The organism is Thalassoglobus sp. (genome assembly GCF_048270125.1).
Classification (GTDB): Bacteria; Planctomycetota; Planctomycetia; order Planctomycetales; family Planctomycetaceae; genus Thalassoglobus.
In genome coordinates this window covers 1-15985 of sequence record NZ_JBLWTN010000010.1, presented here as the reverse complement: position 1 = coordinate 15985, position 15985 = coordinate 1, and the positions used below count along the sequence as shown (strand labels likewise).

At 50.0% G+C, this 15985-nt stretch carries 14 protein-coding genes; 4 read left to right on the top strand and 10 right to left on the bottom strand.

All coding sequences use genetic code 11. The features are described from left to right. Positions 1-38: 38 nt before the first annotated feature. The 3 genes from ACN0YR_RS13290 to ACN0YR_RS13280 all read right to left on the bottom strand — a co-directional run bounded on the left by ACN0YR_RS13290 (position 39) and on the right by ACN0YR_RS13280 (position 3403). Positions 39-791: a DUF6655 family protein gene (locus tag ACN0YR_RS13290; RefSeq protein ID WP_417849721.1), complete on the bottom strand. Its 753-nt coding sequence runs from the start codon at positions 789-791 to the stop codon at positions 39-41. A gap of 370 nt (positions 792-1161) precedes the next feature. After that, positions 1162-3123 (bottom strand): S41 family peptidase, encoded by a 1962-nt coding sequence (locus ACN0YR_RS13285; protein WP_417849720.1) that lies wholly within the window; start codon positions 3121-3123, stop codon positions 1162-1164. Between the two features lie 64 nt (positions 3124-3187). Then, on the bottom strand, positions 3188-3403 hold the full coding sequence (locus ACN0YR_RS13280) for a carbon storage regulator (protein WP_417849719.1): 216 nt from the start codon (positions 3401-3403) through the stop codon (positions 3188-3190). 745 nt (positions 3404-4148) lie between these two features. Here ACN0YR_RS13280 and ispF point away from each other — a divergent pair. Beyond that, a complete protein-coding gene (ispF, locus tag ACN0YR_RS13275) occupies positions 4149-4628 on the top strand; it encodes a 2-C-methyl-D-erythritol 2,4-cyclodiphosphate synthase (RefSeq protein ID WP_417849718.1) in 480 nt (159 codons plus the stop codon). A gap of 25 nt (positions 4629-4653) precedes the next feature. Here ispF and ACN0YR_RS13270 read toward each other — a convergent pair whose 3' ends face one another. After that, entirely contained in the window at positions 4654-5481 is an 828-nt protein-coding gene (locus ACN0YR_RS13270; RefSeq protein WP_417849717.1) for an alpha/beta hydrolase, read from the bottom strand. Between the two features lie 260 nt (positions 5482-5741). On the opposite strand from ACN0YR_RS13270, the gene ACN0YR_RS13265 reads away from it, so the two are divergent. Together ACN0YR_RS13265 and ACN0YR_RS13260 are read left to right on the top strand one after the other, a co-directional pair. Beyond that, positions 5742-6293, top strand: a complete 552-nt coding sequence (locus ACN0YR_RS13265) for a hypothetical protein (RefSeq protein ID WP_417849716.1) — start codon at positions 5742-5744, stop codon at positions 6291-6293. A 334-nt stretch (positions 6294-6627) separates the two neighbouring features. Continuing rightward, the gene (locus tag ACN0YR_RS13260) at positions 6628-7206 is read left to right on the top strand and encodes an RDD family protein (protein WP_417849715.1); all 579 of its coding nucleotides are present in this window, start codon (positions 6628-6630) and stop codon (positions 7204-7206) included. A 20-nt stretch (positions 7207-7226) separates the two neighbouring features. On the opposite strand, the gene ACN0YR_RS13255 is transcribed toward ACN0YR_RS13260, so the two are convergent. From ACN0YR_RS13255 to hisA, 6 genes are all read right to left on the bottom strand, one after another. Continuing rightward, positions 7227-7718, bottom strand: a complete 492-nt coding sequence (locus ACN0YR_RS13255; protein WP_417849714.1) for a glutaredoxin family protein — start codon at positions 7716-7718, stop codon at positions 7227-7229. 149 nt (positions 7719-7867) lie between these two features. Beyond that, positions 7868-9334: a sulfatase-like hydrolase/transferase gene (locus ACN0YR_RS13250; protein ID WP_417849713.1), complete on the bottom strand. Its 1467-nt coding sequence runs from the start codon at positions 9332-9334 to the stop codon at positions 7868-7870. A 152-nt stretch (positions 9335-9486) separates the two neighbouring features. Next, positions 9487-10419, bottom strand: coding sequence for a sugar phosphate isomerase/epimerase family protein (locus ACN0YR_RS13245; RefSeq protein WP_417849712.1), 933 nt, complete (start codon positions 10417-10419; stop codon positions 9487-9489). Between the two features lie 289 nt (positions 10420-10708). Further along, complete coding sequence (locus ACN0YR_RS13240) at positions 10709-11893, bottom strand: DUF1573 domain-containing protein (RefSeq protein WP_417849711.1); 1185 nt, start codon at positions 11891-11893, stop codon at positions 10709-10711. 100 nt (positions 11894-11993) lie between these two features. Next, positions 11994-13463 (bottom strand): sulfatase-like hydrolase/transferase, encoded by a 1470-nt coding sequence (locus ACN0YR_RS13235; RefSeq protein ID WP_417849710.1) that lies wholly within the window; start codon positions 13461-13463, stop codon positions 11994-11996. Positions 13464-13494: 31 nt separating this feature from the next. After that, complete coding sequence (gene hisA, locus ACN0YR_RS13230) at positions 13495-14235, bottom strand: 1-(5-phosphoribosyl)-5-[(5-phosphoribosylamino)methylideneamino]imidazole-4-carboxamide isomerase (protein ID WP_417849832.1); 741 nt, start codon at positions 14233-14235, stop codon at positions 13495-13497. A gap of 511 nt (positions 14236-14746) precedes the next feature. Between hisA and ACN0YR_RS13225 the strand changes: the two genes are divergently transcribed. Beyond that, on the top strand, positions 14747-15727 hold the full coding sequence (locus tag ACN0YR_RS13225; protein WP_417849709.1) for a glycosyltransferase family 2 protein: 981 nt from the start codon (positions 14747-14749) through the stop codon (positions 15725-15727). Positions 15728-15985: the final 258 nt, after the last annotated feature.

Below are 15985 nucleotides of genomic sequence, written 5' to 3'. Positions count from 1 at the left end.
CCACGAGGCAGAACCTGCAAACCAATCCGAAAGATGCTCTAGTTTGCTGGCTTGACCCAGTCTGGGTTGCTGTCTTCTTTTTCTGATGAGGCGGGATCGATTTTTGGAATTGGAACAGCATCGAGAGCGATTTGTTCGTTGAGTTGATTCGGTGGACTGAAGGTCACTACGTGAGAGACGTTGCTATATTTCAGTGCAGCAGCGCCGGAAGTTCCGTTGCCAATTTCTTCTTTCAACTCGCCACTTCGGAATGGTCCGGTTCCGGCAAGATACCAGTTGTTGTCTTGAGACTGAGCAAGGCTCATCCCGCCTGTTCCAAGTGCGCGGCCTGACTTTGTCTCGAAAGCGACGATCCCCAGCTTGGCAGTGCCCAGCTGACTCTTCTTTTCAGCGATACGAATTTCCGGAAGTGTTACGACACCTGGCAAGACAACTTCAGGAAGTCCGAGAAAAGAATCGGATGAAAATGTCCCGACTGCTCCACTTCGAATTTCGACGGTGACGACACTTTTATCGGCAGAATCGACCAGTAAGCCACCCGCTTTCAGGATACGATGCCGCACCGATGCAACTACGTAAGGCTTGTCGACACATTCAATATACTTCTCGTTCAGGAAGACTTCGTGGCCGTGGAACGGGGTGAAGTCGATCTTGTCGAGTGATTGATCCACAGCGTTGGCGATGAGTAGCTGTTCGGTGGAAGTCCTTGCTGTATTAGAAGTTTTGGCGGCCGTACAGCCCAAAAGGCAGCATGACATGAGTGCAAGAAAGCTGAAGTATCGAAGTATCATCGTTTCTCCTTAATGGGCGTATCGTCTCCGCCCGAGAACCCGCATCGGTGAATAATGGATTGAAATTGAGGAGTTGACCGCTTGAAGTTCAAGGTCCTGAGGATCGAAAGCCAACTCTCATTTTCGTCTACACGCATCCAAATAACGGGTCAAGTTCAGTTTTGAGGGGCGTTAGGAGATTTGATTCGGGCATTTTCTCGCATGGTTCTTCATGAAATTCCGGCTGCGACACTCTCTGCAAACAACGTTTGTCGCACAGCAATTCGCACGTCGAGAGAACGGCGTCCTGTCAAAATACGAAAAAACCCCGCTTCAACAGTTGTTGAAGCGGGGCGGGTCGATCACGCGTTCAAGTCAGAGTCAGCAGTTCCTATCGACCAGACATGTTCATCTGGAGTTGTTGAGTGAAGTTGTTGAAACTGTTATTCGCCTGACCAGGAGTCTGGTACTTCGGTTGATTGCAGTTGGCAGCCTGTTGTGCGAGTCGGCTTGGGATTCCTTGATCGACAACTGAGATGGCTGCTTCGATGTCGGCATCGTAGTCAGCTCTGTTGCTGTTCGTTTCTGTTGCTCGAACGAGGAGATCTGGAGTCACACCGGAACCGGCCATTTCGCGTCCTGCTGGAGAGTAGAACTTGGCTGTGGTCAGTTTTAACAGTCCTGAAACTGTCTGGAGTGGGAAGTGTGTTTGCACAGTTCCTTTTCCGTATGAGTGTCGACCGACGACAACGCCTCGTTCATTTTCCTGAATTGCAGCTGCGAAGATTTCACTGGCACTTGCCGATCCATCATCCACAAGAACAACCAGCGGGATGCTCCATGTTTTTTCTCGTGTTGCAGTCTCCGAAGTGTTGTCCGTGTAGTTTCGTCCTTTCGTGGAAACGATTGTTCCGCAAGGAAGGAACAGGTCTGAGACTTCGATGGCCTGATCCAGTAATCCGCCAGGATTTCCTCGAAGGTCGAGGACGAGTGATTTCATTCCCTGATTGTGAAGAGACCACATGGCTGCTTCCAAATCTTTTCGTGATGACTCAGAGAACTGTTTGAGTCGGACGTAACCAACTTTTTTGATGTTGTCCAGCATTTCAGTTCCTGTGACACTACTCACGTAGATTCGTTGGCGAGATAACTGTCCACGGTATCGTTGTCCATCGCGTTCGATGTCGAGTGTGATTTGGGTTCCCAGTGATCCACCCAGTTTTCCGGCAACGGTGTTCAGTCCTAAGCCTCGAACCGACTGGCCATTCACTGCAACGATCAAATCACCTTTCTTAAGTCCGAGTCCTGAGGCGGGGCTGTTCTCCACGACACCGACCAGGATTGCTCCCATCGGATGGGTTTCGAGTTCAACGCCGATGCCGACGATGTTCTCTTCAAGACTCGCTGTTTTACGGTTTTCCAATTCTGCTCCGGGAGCAAAGGCTGTCGATTCAGGCATGAATGATGAGTATTTATCGAGTGCATCGATTGTTCCATTCATGAATTCGAGAGCAACAGCTTCTCGGCGAACTCCCAGTTGTCGATTGACCAGTTCGGCCGACCATTGCATCAAACCGACTGCCTCAGTGGCGTTCCGTGCAGGTTGCGAGTTGATCGTTTGTGCCAACTCGGCCTGGACCTGGCGGATTGCGGTTGACTGCGAGGACAAATTGTTTGCTCTCTGGAAGTCAGGATTGTCTAAGGCAAGGATCAAGTTGTTTAAGGAAGACTTCATGCGGGTTTCGTATGCAGGAGGATTGACGTGCTTGGCGTCAATCATTCGTGACGCTTCGTGGTACAAGCTGGTCAACTCTTGCATTGATGTGGTGCGCAGGAATCCGAGCATTTTCGGATCAGTGTTGCGTGACGAAATTTTCACCTGAGGATCAGTAGGCTTGTTGTTGCCTAAGAATTCTCCTCCCGCAGGAGTTTGCGGTGATTGAGGAGCAGGCTGGTTGTACTGAGGGATTGTTGGTTGTTGGTATTTCGGAGCTGGCTGCTGGTACTGCGGTGCTGGTTGGTACCGAGGTGTAATCGGTGTGTAAGTTGGGTGAGTTTCACGTGGCGTTGTCGATGGAACGAACGCTCGACCTGGAACCACTGCGGTCCTGGTGAGATCCACATCCTCGCGGGCCAACGGCATTCCCTGATCAGTAGGGAAGACAGTATGAGGAACTCGTGAAGTAAGAGGTGAAGCGGCGTCGTGATTGGAGGGGGTAGCGGTTGCGAATTGTGGTTGTGGACTTTGTACGATTGTTTCATCTGCATGAGTTGGGGAGCTCATCAGAAGAACAAACAAAGCCAGGTTGAGTGTGGTCAGTTTCGAGATCGAGTTGTTGAGTGAAGCTTTCATCTTGAACTTGCTCCTATAGCATGAGATTTTTTGAGATCTTAAATGGAAATTTTGACTTTGGCGCTTAAGATTTAACGGTTGCTTCTGGTGAAACGAATGTTTCAGAAATTCGTGTTTCGTTATCTGCGATGAGTTGCGCGAGTTCACCTCGAAGAACTCGAGTTGTTGAAGGGGCATCAATTCCGATCTTCACTTTGCCTCGTCCTGTTGATATCACCTTGATGACAATCGAGTCGCCAATTTGAATCGTTTCGTGTTTTTTTCGAGTAAGAACTAACATCTTTTTCTCCATATCCTTGGAAATTTTGTCAAGATTTGTCGTTTCATGGCTGCTGATTGGTCTTGACATCAATCTTCGCCTGACATGAGAAATCTAATGCACGGACCGTGCCAAAAGTTGCCTGGTGGGGATTTGTTAGGTTGTAAGTTCTTTGTTTATGGTTATTTGCGACTTAATTATTCGTGTGCGAAAAGAGTTTGATCCGCGCCGAGCGACTCTTTTCTTGTAAGGCATGCAATTCTAGACTGTCGCGGACAACGAGGTTACAAAATAGAATGCGCTCAAAATGAGTTGTTCGGCAAGTTTGGCCGGATTGGCGAAGTTTGACGTGTTGCGAATCTGGGACAGTTGCGCAATTGTTACGGAACTCATGTTCAGTGGTTTGGCCGCACTTCATTCTTGCTTTGCTCTATTGAACGGCAAGAGGGCGAGAGAAAAATTTTAAAATAAATTCAAGAAGTTGATGTCCAGAGCCATCAAATTTTGAACTTTGCTCAACGGCAAGCAGACACACGTTGATCACTGAGTAAACTTCAATGAATATAAGGGTGAACTTGGAGTTTGTTCTGCAACGTGTGGAGCAAATTAGTTGTGAGTATTCGAACACTCGTGCTCTTTGGTTTGATATGTGGCATCAAAAGTGAAATCACAGTCAGACCAATAAAGCAGTCACGCCTGTAAAGTGATCAAGACCAGCATGACAATTGGCTGTGCGAGTCGCAGCGACATTGATTGAAAGAACATAATGAAGCTTCGCGTTGGCTTAGGGCATGACACACATCGACTCGAACAGGGCAAGCGGTTGGTGATCGGAGGAGTCGATATTCCGCATTCACATGGTCCTGTGGCACACAGCGATGGAGATGTTCTCCTGCATGCACTGACCGATGCCATCCTCGGAGCGCTCGGTTGGGGGGACATCGGAGAGTGGTTTCCCGATACTGATGAGATGTTTCAGGGGGCTGACTCTGCAGAACTCTTGAACCAGGTGATGCAGAAAGTGCAGGCTGATGGCTGGGAAGTTGGCAATGCCGACTGCATCGTCTTCGCGCAGAAACCGAAACTGTCGCCTTATAAAAAAACGATCAGTGAAAGGATTGCGGAACTCTTGCACGTCGATTCGGAGAACATCAACGTGAAGGCGAAAACCGGAGAGAAGGTTGGCCCGGTCGGAAGAGAAGAAGCGATCTGCGCAGAAGTCGTCGTGCTGCTCACTCGCCCGTGACAACACGACGCCTGCGCGTGATGCTTCACTTCGCATGCTTTTTGACAAATTTCAAAAGCAGCGGAAACGCGGGGCCAGCCATGCCGCCATGGTTATATCCATCCAGCTCAAAGAGTTCTGTATCTGGATGCCCGATGACCTGCATCATTCTCCACATGTAGGCGTTTTCTTCATAACGGCCGAGAAGTTCCAGGTCACGATCACCGGTGATCAGCAAGAGCGGTGGGGCATCCTTGCGAATATGAAAGAGCGGTGCCATCTCGTCAATGATCGGTTGCTTGCCATCGATCCCGCGCTCAGCCCGGACCGTGAAGTGAGTGATCGTGTGACCACTGAATGGAATCAGTCCGGTGATATTGTCCGCATCAATCTGGTGCGCCTTCAGCCATTTTTTATCGAGACCGAGCATACTCGTTAAGTATCCTCCGGCTGAGTGTCCGCTCACGAAAATTTTCTCAGGGCTTCCGCCATATTTTTCGATGTCACGAAATGTCCAGGCGACAGCAGCTGCGGCGTCGTCAATGCAATCAGTCACCTTGACGTTTGGACTCAATCGGTAATCCACAGTGACAACGGCGATTCCCGACGATTTCAGTTGCTCCGGAATTTTTCGCTTTCCGCCGGTGAGTCCTCCTCCATGAAACCAGACGACCGTCGGAAAGTCTTTTGCGTCCACGGGCGAATAGATGTCCAGCCGGCACATCTTCTTCATTCCGTCAGTGAGGTCATCCCCTGTGCGATAGAGAATTCCCTCTTCAATCTGATAGGACGAAGCGGAGGAGGACGCGTTTTGAGCATTCAGGGACGCGCATGATAATAAAACGAGAGCAACAAAAGTGGTTCGAGAGAGCATGTGAGCCTGACTGGATTTCTAGGGATCGTTGACTGATTTCAAAACACTTCGTATGACATTTCGGGATCGACTGTCAACGATGTGGAGAGCGATCTTAAAGACAGTGTGCTGAACCGATGCTCACAAGACTGCGGTTGCTGAGTGACTGCAATTGCCTTCAAGCGGCAAGCCGGAGTGGGCCGAAGTTGTCAGACCTTTAAAGCGCTCGCTAGAATATTTTCGTCTGTCAAAGCGTTTTGAAGCGGGTGGGGAAAAGGGCCTTGATTATCAAAGTCAGCTGTGCGGAGTGTTCGCACGAATATCGCCTTTCTGAAAACAAGGCTGGCCGAAAGTTTCGGTGTAAGGAATGTGGCGAAGCGGTCAGCGTCCCAGGTCAGGCAGAAGAGGACTGGGATGATTTCGGAAGCTTAGCGGACGAAGACGATCTAGAAGATGACTCTGATCAGCCGTACCGTCCGCCACGAAGTTCGAGCCGGAAAAAGAGGCGTAAGTCTTCCCAATCTCGCAACACCAATCATGAGAACGTGTCACGAAGTATCCGGGCGATATGTGTGCTTTATGTGGTCATAGGGGGGATGTTCACAATCGCGAGTCTCGCACTTTTCTCTCGCGAACCGATCCTCTCGCTCGTTTTGCTGCCTTTGGGGAGTGGCGGGCTCGTCTCTGGAATCGCGGTCCTCAACAGACGCTCCTGGGGAATTCCATTTTGCCAGATTGTCTCTGCTTTCTACTTGTTCAGCTTTCCGATCGGGACGATCCTGGGCGGCTATTTTCTCTTAAACATCCATAAGGTTCGGGATGAGTTCGAGTGATTCAGAACGAAAACGTCCTTTAACTAAGAGTTTTCTCAATGTTTGTAGTTTACATGAAAAGCACTTTCACGACTCCATCGGCTGCTCGCCACGAACTGAACGTAAGGGACACGATTGGAACTGCTCCGGAAACTTAAATTTGTTCTCTCCGGTCCGGAAGGAAGTGGTAATTCAATAGTTTCTGACCAGGTTCTAGATTTGCTTTAGACCACTCTGAGTTTGCAAGGTGTTTTTCATGGTAATCAAAGTCTCGTGTCCGAATTGTTTTCGTGAGTTCCGTCTGTCGGATGACAAAGCAGGAAGAAAGTTTCGCTGCAAAGAATGTAGTAATGCAGTGGCAGTTCCTTCGCAGGAAGAAGATGACTGGGACGATTTCGGAAGCTTGGCTGACGACTACGGCTACGAGGAAGACGAATATGACCAACCGTATCGCCCGCCACGAAGTTCGAGCAGGAAGAAGAAGCGGTCGAAGAAAGATGCTCCAATTGCTGATCTAGGTAAGCGGTTTTTGGGAGCCATTATTGATGGTTTCGTTTATTTCATGGCATATTTTCTCCCGGCATTTCTGTTTGGAATGTTTGCCGCCATGAATGATATTGATATCGACAGTAACATGCCGATGCTGGTTGTGCTGGTCGTACTTGGCTTGGGGAGCGCGTTTGGGCTTCAAGTGTTCCTGCTGGCAACACGAAGTCAAACCATAGGCAAAATCGTCGTTAATACCTGCATTTATGATTATGACTCTGGGCGGCCCGCCACGTGGGGGAAAACTGTGGGAGTGCGACTGATTCTCAATCAGCTCATCAGTTTTCTCCCCTTCTACGGGCTTGTTGACATTCTCTTCATTCTGAGTGACGAACACAGATGCCTGCATGATCGGCTGGCGAACACCTATGTTGTTGACCTCAGTTAATCTCACTTCAAGAGAATGAATCAAGCCAGTGGTGGCGTGCCCTCGATGAGGCGTTGGAGCAAGACTTCGCTGATGCGGCCTTTGAAGCGTGTTTTGCCGTCCACCTGAATAACAGGGATCTCTTCCCCGAGTCGCTCCTGGAGATCGTGATCGAGATCAATATCGACTTCGGTGGTTGGTGGCAGCCAGCGGCGATACGCTCCGAGGAGTTCTGCCGCTTCGTCGCACAATGGGCATCCGCTGCGCGTGTAGAGAACAATCGTTCGAAATCGCCGTCCCGAGTACGTGGGGCGCCAAGTGGTTTGCGCGTGAGATCGATTCCACAACAGCCAAATGCCCAGCCCGAGCATCCCGGCGAATGTCATCCCCCAGATCGGAGCGTGCGCTGTCAGAGGGTGGCTGAGCCTTCCGGTGAACGTTCCGTTTTGTGATTCCAGCAATAGATACATCCCTGTCGCTCCAAGAAGAACAAACGCAGTTCCAATGAATACAGGGGCTCGAAGGTTTGACATATCTTTAGCACACTTCCGTGTCTCTTGTGCCTGTGTCGAACGCGTTTTACCAGCAAAACTGCTGTTCGTCTCGAGGCAAGGTCCCAACACCAATTCGAAAGATGCTCTAGTTCAAAATCGAGACATTTCTCCTGAGTGCCGAGCGGACGTTAAAAGGAATCTTCCCAGCGTTTTCTTTCATCGACCAGCTGATGAACGATTTCAGGGAATTGTTTTGCGACGTCGTTTTTTTCTTGGAGATCCTTATTGAGATTGAACAACTTCCAGATCTCAGTCGGTTTTTCGCGGACAATTTTCCATTCACCCCTGCGCAACGCAGCATGTTTCTGGTACTGAAAATAAAATGATTCGTGAGGCGACTTGGCTTGTTGCGTGAGAGTGGGTAACGGGTTCTTTCCATCGTATACAACATCGGCAGGCAAGTTCGTGTTTGCCAGTTGGGCACAAGCGACCATGAGGTCGGGAGACCAGAGTGGCTCATCGATAATTGTTCCAGCTTCAATTTTTCCGGGCCATCGAGCCATCGCTGCCACGCGCAGCCCCCCTTCCCAACAGGTCACGCCGCCACTTCGCAGCGGCGAATTGATGCCGACGTCGAGTCCTTTGCGGTTCAGGCGGAACGCTCCGTTGTCGGAAAAGAAAAAGACGAACGTTTGGTTCTCGACCTTTGCAGCTTCCAGTGAGTCGAGTACGCGTCCGATCGCTTCGTCGAGCGAAGTCACGACTGCGTAGTAACGTTTCAGTGCGTCCGTTTCATCCGGCCCAAATTCATAAGGCTCAAACGCTCGGTCGGGAGCTTGCCATTCAAATTTTTGTCCCGGCTGTTTGTTTTTCTTGTTTGGGAAATGTGGAGAATTAAAGGGGAGATAACAAAACCAGGGGGCATCTGCTTTCGACTTTCGTTTGATGAAATCGATAGCAGCGTCAGCGAAGAGATCGGTTGCGTACTCACCATCGGCATCAAATTCTTGAATCCCTTTGAAGAGATCGTGCTTGCCGTTGTAGATGTGGTGATAGTAATCGATGTTCCCCGAAGCATGGCCGAGGAATTCATCGAAACCTCGCTCAGTCGGTCGCGATCCTGGTGCGAATCCGATGTTCCATTTTCCGAAACATCCGGTGCTGTATGGAGTCGGCGACTTTTTCAGCACCTCGGGAATGAGGATTTCGCTTTGATTGAGTCCGATACCGTAGTTCCCCGCGAGTCCGCCTAACTGATTCGTTAATCGATGTCGCTGTGGGACTCGCCCGGTCAGTAAACAGGCACGCGAAACGGTGCAGGTTGGCGAGGCGGTATAGAAGCTTGTTAGCCGGGCACTCTCATGTGCAAGTTCGTTCAACCGCGGAGTGACGATCGGAGAGTCCGGGTTGTAACAAGCTAAATCACCGTACCCAAGGTTATCCGCTGTGATGATCAGAATGTTCGGCGGCTGGGATTCCGCTTGCAGGGAGTCTCCTCCGAACATCAGGCTGAACAGGCTCACCAACAATAGAGCAACTTTCGAACTGGTTCGCAGGTTCTGCCTCGTGGCGAACAGCATTTTTACTGGAGAAATGCGTTCTTCACGGGCAAACGGTAGAGCAAACTGCTCTAGCTCGGGGATGATTCGGCTCATGTTAAATTCTTCGGTCTAGTCATTCGCTCAAGACGGATTCATTCATTGAGAGGTGATTCAAGCGATGCGGCTCTTCAACGAATTTTCTAAGGTGGTACGACGGGATTGAAGTCCCGTCGTACGTGCTCCACCTTGCATTAAGCCGATGCGGTTTACTTCACCAGATCGTTCCATGCTTTCCGGTTTTCGTGCATCGCAGCGACGATGTCTTTCGGGACTGCGCCATCTTCAAGCAGTGCCCAACCAGTGAAAGAGGGGGCGTTTGTATCTTTCAGTAATGGAAACAATTCTTTCCAGGGGTATTTCTCATTTGTTAAATCATGAATATGAATTGTCCCCATACGGTCTTTCAACAGATTGTAATTGTGTTCCAATCCTTCGCCGACGAGGTCTGTCGGGTTGCAGTTCCAGCAGACAGCAACGTTGGGGTTGTCTGCGATGTCCATGATCGACTTCATGTGCGGGATTTCACTCGTTCCTCGTCCGTGGACTTCGACACGAATCTGGACGTTGTGCTCCCCTGCAAACTTGCCGACTTCGTTGAGTGATTTCCCGATTTGCTCCAATGTCTTCTCGATTGGAACATCTTTAGGGAACCCGTTCGGGCGGACTTTCACACCACTGCCACCGACATCCTGGCAGAGTCGAACAAAGGCCTTTGTCTCTTCGATGTTTTTCTTGACAACAGCTGGGTCGGCAGCGTGGTACTCACATGCACTTCCCAGTCCAACGAGAGTCACATCGCTATCCGCGAACTGTTTTTTGACCTCTTCGCGACGTTTCTTGTCGAGTGTGATTTCCACACCATGTTTGTGAGTGCTGCGAAGTTCGACGCCAGCGAAACCCGTTTCCGAACAATTCTTGATAACCGTCGGGACGTCCCAGTCTTTTCCCCAGTTGTAGGTGACAAGTCCCAGCTTGAGCTTGTTTGCGGCGGGTTGATTGGTGACGAAACTCACATTTCCGGTTGTCTGGCGTCTTCGTGAATTTCGTCGATTACGACTGCGATCAGAGGCAAGACCAACGGAAGGGATTAGAACGGAAGCGGCGGCAGCCTTGATGAAGTCGCGACGTTGAAACGGCATGAGATACCCTTTGTGTGAAGTTGAGAATGTTCAAATGAGTGAGAGCAGTTTTAATAGTTGTCGTGCCCATAAAGTTCACCTTGATGACTTCATAGGCTGCTGGCCAAGTGCCAGAACGTAAAGACCAAAATTAAATTTGCTCTCTCAAATATGGAGAAAGCATCTGTTTCGGAGGCTTTCGGACTGGTTCTGGAAATATCCGCAGAAGCTGTTGTCGGATTCAGTTCAACGATCTTCAGGGGGACGCCAAACCATTGGCCAACGGCTGATGCTGGCTACTGAGAGCGAACTACTGAATCACCATTTCCAGGTTGATAATGATTTCTTTGAGTTTTGGGTGGTTGGTTGTCAGGACAATTTTTCCTTGAGAGTCTTTTCGCCATACGCCAGCTGGACTTCCTGGAGGGACTTCGATGTTGAGAGTGTAGCGATGGCGTGATGCTGTTTCACTATTTTTAGCAGCTTGAAAATCGACAGTGATAAAGTCAGGTTGAATCTGAGACTCGAGGATTTTTAGCTCCTCATCGAACGGTTCGACCATCATCGTCAGACGGTGCTTCTTTCCATCCTTTTCAGAGACCCTGCCGAGATTGAGGAGTCGCTTTCCGGCTATCCAGCCTGAAGCAATAATCGCGATGGGGCCTGTGCGACTTCCAGTCACGTTAAAGACGATTTTTGCGTACTTGTCTAAACTCGTTTTCACTGTCACTGTTTCACGGAATTTTCCAGCCTCGTCTGGTGGGTTGTATTCTCCGATCAATTCGTAGCCCGATTTTGCATTTTGCGCTGCCAGGTCTTCTGGCAACATCGGTTTGCTGGTGAATGTCAAGCGATCAGATGTTGTCTCGATTGAAGTGATCTCAAACGAATCGTGGAGGCCAGTCGAGATCCCTCCTCCAATTTTGGTGGGACGCCCACTGGGGACATTGGCGAGAATCCAACCGTTTTCCGGGTTGATGTTGATCTCGGAAACCATTTCGCCTTCGACTCGCAGTTCGAGTTTTTCATTGGCAGGGTCGTTGGTCCAGATAACTGCTCCCTGACCGAATGGTCCCATCGACTTGGGAGTCCACTCCAAATGGATCTTAGCTTCACCGCCAACAGGAACTTCTTCATCCTGAAGTCCGCTGACAGTACATTTGCACTGAACTTGCCCTTTGGCCAATTTGAGGGGAGCCTCTCCTTCGTTTCGAATTACAAAGTTGTGAGTGCCGGTTTGTCCAAGTGCCATCACACCAAAGTCATGGACGAGTGCTTCAATCACAACTTTTGGCTGTGGTCCTTCTGTGGTCGGAGTAAATGGGTTGACGTTGTGGACGCCCTCTTCCGTTGGTGTATCAATGGGGGCATCCGGAGCGTTTTCTTCAGTTCCCTTCTCACGAACTGTTGTCGGGGCTGAACCTGCCAGCCACAGCACGATTCCCAAGGAGAGAAGTAATGTGAACATGACGGCTGCAACTTGGGCGATTTTCATATTGCACCTCTTCTACAAGCAAAGTCAAAAGTTGAAAAATAAAATAGAAATACGGAAAATGAATTTTAAGTGGTCTTGGCTGCAGGTCAAATCGAGCCGATCATTCGACTGAGGCATCTGGCCCGACAGCAGCAAATCGCATGGAAAAATAATGAGACTCAAGGATGGCGCGGTCTCCTGTTTCTCGAACTCGCTTCCAGAGTTTCGCCATCATCTCTTGAATACGGTCTTGCTGTGTTTCTTCGTTGATGAGATTCTGCATTTCGTGCGGATCATCATCGAGATTGTAAAGTTCGTCGAAGTCGAATCCGTTGAAGACAAACTTCCAAGGGCCTTCCCAAAGAATTCTTTGCATCAACGGAAATCGTGTTCCATGATACTCAGCGTAACCCGTTTGGAATCTTTCCGGGATGTCATCGGGTGAGCTAAGCAATGATTTGAAGGAATTTGAATCGGGGGATGCCATCGATTCAGCCTGTCCCAAGTCGTTCAGCGTGACGCCAACATCTCCGATGCTGACAAACGCCTCGCAAGTTTTTCCTAAGGCGACTTCGGGCCCAGCGACAATCAAAGGGATGCGATAGATTTCCTCAAACGCCCCAAAATTGTGAGCATCAAAACCGTGTCCGCCGACGTATCGACCATGGTCGGCGACGAAGACAACAACGGTATTTTCGAGCTGGCCTGCCTTTTCGATGGGAGCGAGAAGACGCGGCAGCAGGGAATCGACTTCTGTGATCCGACCGAAGTAGCATCTTCGCGCAGACTTCCAATGTTCATCCGAAAGGTTTGCTCCGATCTTTCGCTGGCGTTGATAGATATTGGGGCGGTCCGAAAGGTCATCTTGAAAATTGACCGGTAACGGGATGTCGATATTTCCGTATTGGTCCCACGTTTCCCGACCGACGACAAGTGCTTCGTTCGGCTCAGAGAAGCTGACACAACAACACCAGGGAGACTGCTCTGTTGTCGCTTTTTGTAGATAGTCTTCGGCATCAAGGACGGTGGTGCCGGGGTAGCGTTCAAGGAGTGGTGTATCTGTAATGCCCCAATGTAAAACGGTGCGGTATCCTTTTGGACCACTCACTTCACCCCGCAAAGTTTCATCGATTTGAACGCTTTGTGGACCACGGTCTCCGCGACCAAGTCCTTTGACGTGCTCGGCCCCTTTGACAACACTTTCCTGCCATCCGAACTTTGCAACATCGTTTGTTCGTTCGATATGCCACTTCCCAAAGTACCCGGTCGAGTAGCCCGCGTCGGAAAGTCGCTGAGCAAAATGCGGGTACTGTGTTCGTAGCACAGATTGGTCTTCGTCGCGACCATGCTCCACTTCGAGAACACCGTGGTTATGCGGCAACAGCCCGGTCATTAAACTGGCTCGTGCTGGTGAGCAAGTTGGGCATGTTGTGTGAGCGTTTTTGAATCGGACTCCTCGATCAGCGAGGGCGGTCAGGTTTGGTGTGAGACAGGGATGGTTCGGCTCGACAGCACCCGCCTGCATTCCATCGGCGATCACGAGCAGGATGTTCGGTTGGTTCATGATGGCTAGCCGGTGAGCCCCAGACATGGAGTCTGGGGCAATATGAAATTCACAATATTCAAGCTGATGTCAGACGAACAGCTTCGGCGAGATCGACGGTTCCTTCGTAAATCGCTCGTCCGGTAATCGCACCGATCAAATTGGGATGTTCCTTCGATATCGCATTCAGCTTGGTGATGTCCTCCATTGTGGTCACTCCTCCGGAAGCAATCACTTTGAGACCCATCTCCGCAAGTTGCACGAAGTCCTTCAGGGTTCCATCGTCGATTCCCTGCATCATTCCATCGTTCGCAATGTTCGTGTAGATAACCGCTGCCAATGGAAGCCCAACATATCCTTTTGCCAGTTCCAGAGCGGATGTCTTCGAGACGTCCAGCCAACCTTCGGTCGCAACCATTGAGTCTCGAGCATCGAGCCCCAGACAGACCTGATTCGGAAATTTCTGAACGATCTCTTTGAACCATTCCGGTTCTTTGAGCGCCTGCGTTCCGATGATGACACGGCTGAGGCCAACATCTTTTAACATCGACTGCACGATCTCTTCGCTGCGAATTCCGCCTCCCAGCTGACAGGGGATCTGCACCGCTTCCACAATTTTTCGGATGACATCGACGTTTGCCGGTTTGCCAGCTTTTGCACCATCCAGGTCGACAAGGTGCAGCCATTGGCCTCCTTCGTCCTCCCAGCGTTTCGCCATGGCGACAGGATCATCTCCAAAGATTGTTTCCTGGTTGTAGTCTCCTTGTCGGAGCCGGACACATTTACCGTTTCTAAGATCAATTGCAGGCAGGATTTCCATCGATTCTACGTTCTTTTCAGATTCTGTTTTTCTGGAGCCGTTCATTTGACAGCTTTGTGTTCATTTCGATCAATACAGAATACTCGGTGAGACTCGGAACTTGAAGCCGCCTCAAGCCGAAGCCGAGTAACTTCATACTGAAAGAGCAATCGGCTGAACAATCATCAGAGGTGGGCAATTCGGGCTAGCATCGATCCGTAGTAAGTGGATATCTTAGGTCCTCCTTCGGAAATCTTTGCGATAGAGGCTTTTCTCAGTGTTTGAGAGGTCAAATTGAGGTTTTCGAACTCGGTTCTAAAAGTCTTGCACAACTTAAGTGTGCAAGTTTTGTTCATTCGATCATGTTTCCGGAACTCAGGTAGCGCACTGATTCTGGATTGGACGCACAGATCCACTTTGGCTTTTGAATTCTCGCCTTCGGATCAGCGGCTACTGTTTGGACCTCAGAATTGGTTGCAGCTCACCAAAGCTGTGATCGAGACACTCAGGCAACATCGCGCAGGAAACTCTCATGCTTTCGATCGTTATCCCCGTTTTGAATGAAGAAGAATCGCTCCGAGAGTTGCATCGGCAGATTATCGATGTGTGCCAGTCGAATGCGATTAACGTTGAAGTGATTTTCATTGACGACGGCTCGACCGATTCATCGTGGTCGATTATCTCGGACCTGGCGGAAAAGGATCAACGCATTTTCGGGATTCGCTTCCGTCGCAACTTCGGGAAAGCGGCAGCGTTAACAGCCGGAATGAATGCCGTCCGTGGTAAGTACATCATGATGATGGACGCGGATCTGCAAGACGATCCCGCCGAGATTCCGAGTTTCCTTGCGAAAATCGATGAAGGGTACGATGTCGTCAACGGATGGAAAGAGCGTCGGCTCGATCCTTGGCATAAAGTCTATCCGAGTAAGGTTTTCAACTGGATGGTTGGCGCTTTAAATGGATTGAAGCTGCACGATCACAATTGCGGTATCAAAATGTTCCGGGTGGAAGTCCCGCGAGAAGTCCGCCTGTATGGTGAGATGCACCGCTTTATCGCTGTGCTGGCACATGCACGTGGCTTCAAGGTTGCAGAGGTCCCGGTCCACCACCGTCCGCGTCAGTTCGGCTACTCCAAGTATGGTGTTCGACGGTTCCTGCGCGGTTTCCTCGATCTCCTGACGGTCAAGTTTCTGACAGGTTTCGGGCAGCGGCCACAACATATGCTCGGCGGAATCGGTCTATTCTTCTTCGGGCTCGGTGTTCTCGGACTGACATACCTGGGAGTGCTCTGGATATTCATGAATATGATTCATGTTTTTGAGCCAGCACCGATTGGTGGTCGTCCGCTGTTGCTCTATTCTGTCGCTTCGCTGTTACTCGGAGCTCAGGGGCTCTCACTTGGCATGCTTGCAGAATTGATTGTCGCAAATACAGGTCGTGAGCGAGACACTTACAGCGTCTCCGAGCGAACTCCGTTTGTGGACCAGGATCGCCCGACCGTTGATGTCTAACAGGAATTAACGACAGACATCTGGCTCATTCCAGCGAAGTCGACCTGAACTCTTTTTAGAACTGATCCTGAAACTGAAAATTGCTCTCTCAAACGTAAAGCAAAGCGGCTATTCCAGAGGTTTCCGGACTGGTTCCTAGAGCAGTTTGCTCTACCGTGTGCCCGTGAAGAACGCATTTCTTTAGAACCGGTCCTGAAACTTTGCTTTTAGTGTACAAGTTGGTTTGGGATTTGCATGTGTTTCTTCTCAGAAAGGAGG

Coding starts and splice junctions, on each gene's coding strand:
- hisA (WP_417849832.1), bottom strand. CDS start 14,235: ATGGAAATCCTGCCTGCAATTGATCTTAGAAACGGTAAATGTGTCCGG.
- ACN0YR_RS13225 (WP_417849709.1), top strand. CDS start 14,747: ATGCTTTCGATCGTTATCCCCGTTTTGAATGAAGAAGAATCGCTCCGA.
- ACN0YR_RS13235 (WP_417849710.1), bottom strand. CDS start 13,463: ATGTCTGGGGCTCACCGGCTAGCCATCATGAACCAACCGAACATCCTG.
- ACN0YR_RS13245 (WP_417849712.1), bottom strand. CDS start 10,419: ATGCCGTTTCAACGTCGCGACTTCATCAAGGCTGCCGCCGCTTCCGTT.
- ACN0YR_RS13290 (WP_417849721.1), bottom strand. CDS start 791: ATGATACTTCGATACTTCAGCTTTCTTGCACTCATGTCATGCTGCCTT.
- ispF (WP_417849718.1), top strand. CDS start 4,149: ATGAAGCTTCGCGTTGGCTTAGGGCATGACACACATCGACTCGAACAG.
- ACN0YR_RS13280 (WP_417849719.1), bottom strand. CDS start 3,403: ATGTTAGTTCTTACTCGAAAAAAACACGAAACGATTCAAATTGGCGAC.
- ACN0YR_RS13250 (WP_417849713.1), bottom strand. CDS start 9,334: ATGAGCCGAATCATCCCCGAGCTAGAGCAGTTTGCTCTACCGTTTGCC.
- ACN0YR_RS13285 (WP_417849720.1), bottom strand. CDS start 3,123: ATGAAAGCTTCACTCAACAACTCGATCTCGAAACTGACCACACTCAAC.
- ACN0YR_RS13255 (WP_417849714.1), bottom strand. CDS start 7,718: ATGTCAAACCTTCGAGCCCCTGTATTCATTGGAACTGCGTTTGTTCTT.
- ACN0YR_RS13240 (WP_417849711.1), bottom strand. CDS start 11,893: ATGAAAATCGCCCAAGTTGCAGCCGTCATGTTCACATTACTTCTCTCC.
- ACN0YR_RS13270 (WP_417849717.1), bottom strand. CDS start 5,481: ATGCTCTCTCGAACCACTTTTGTTGCTCTCGTTTTATTATCATGCGCG.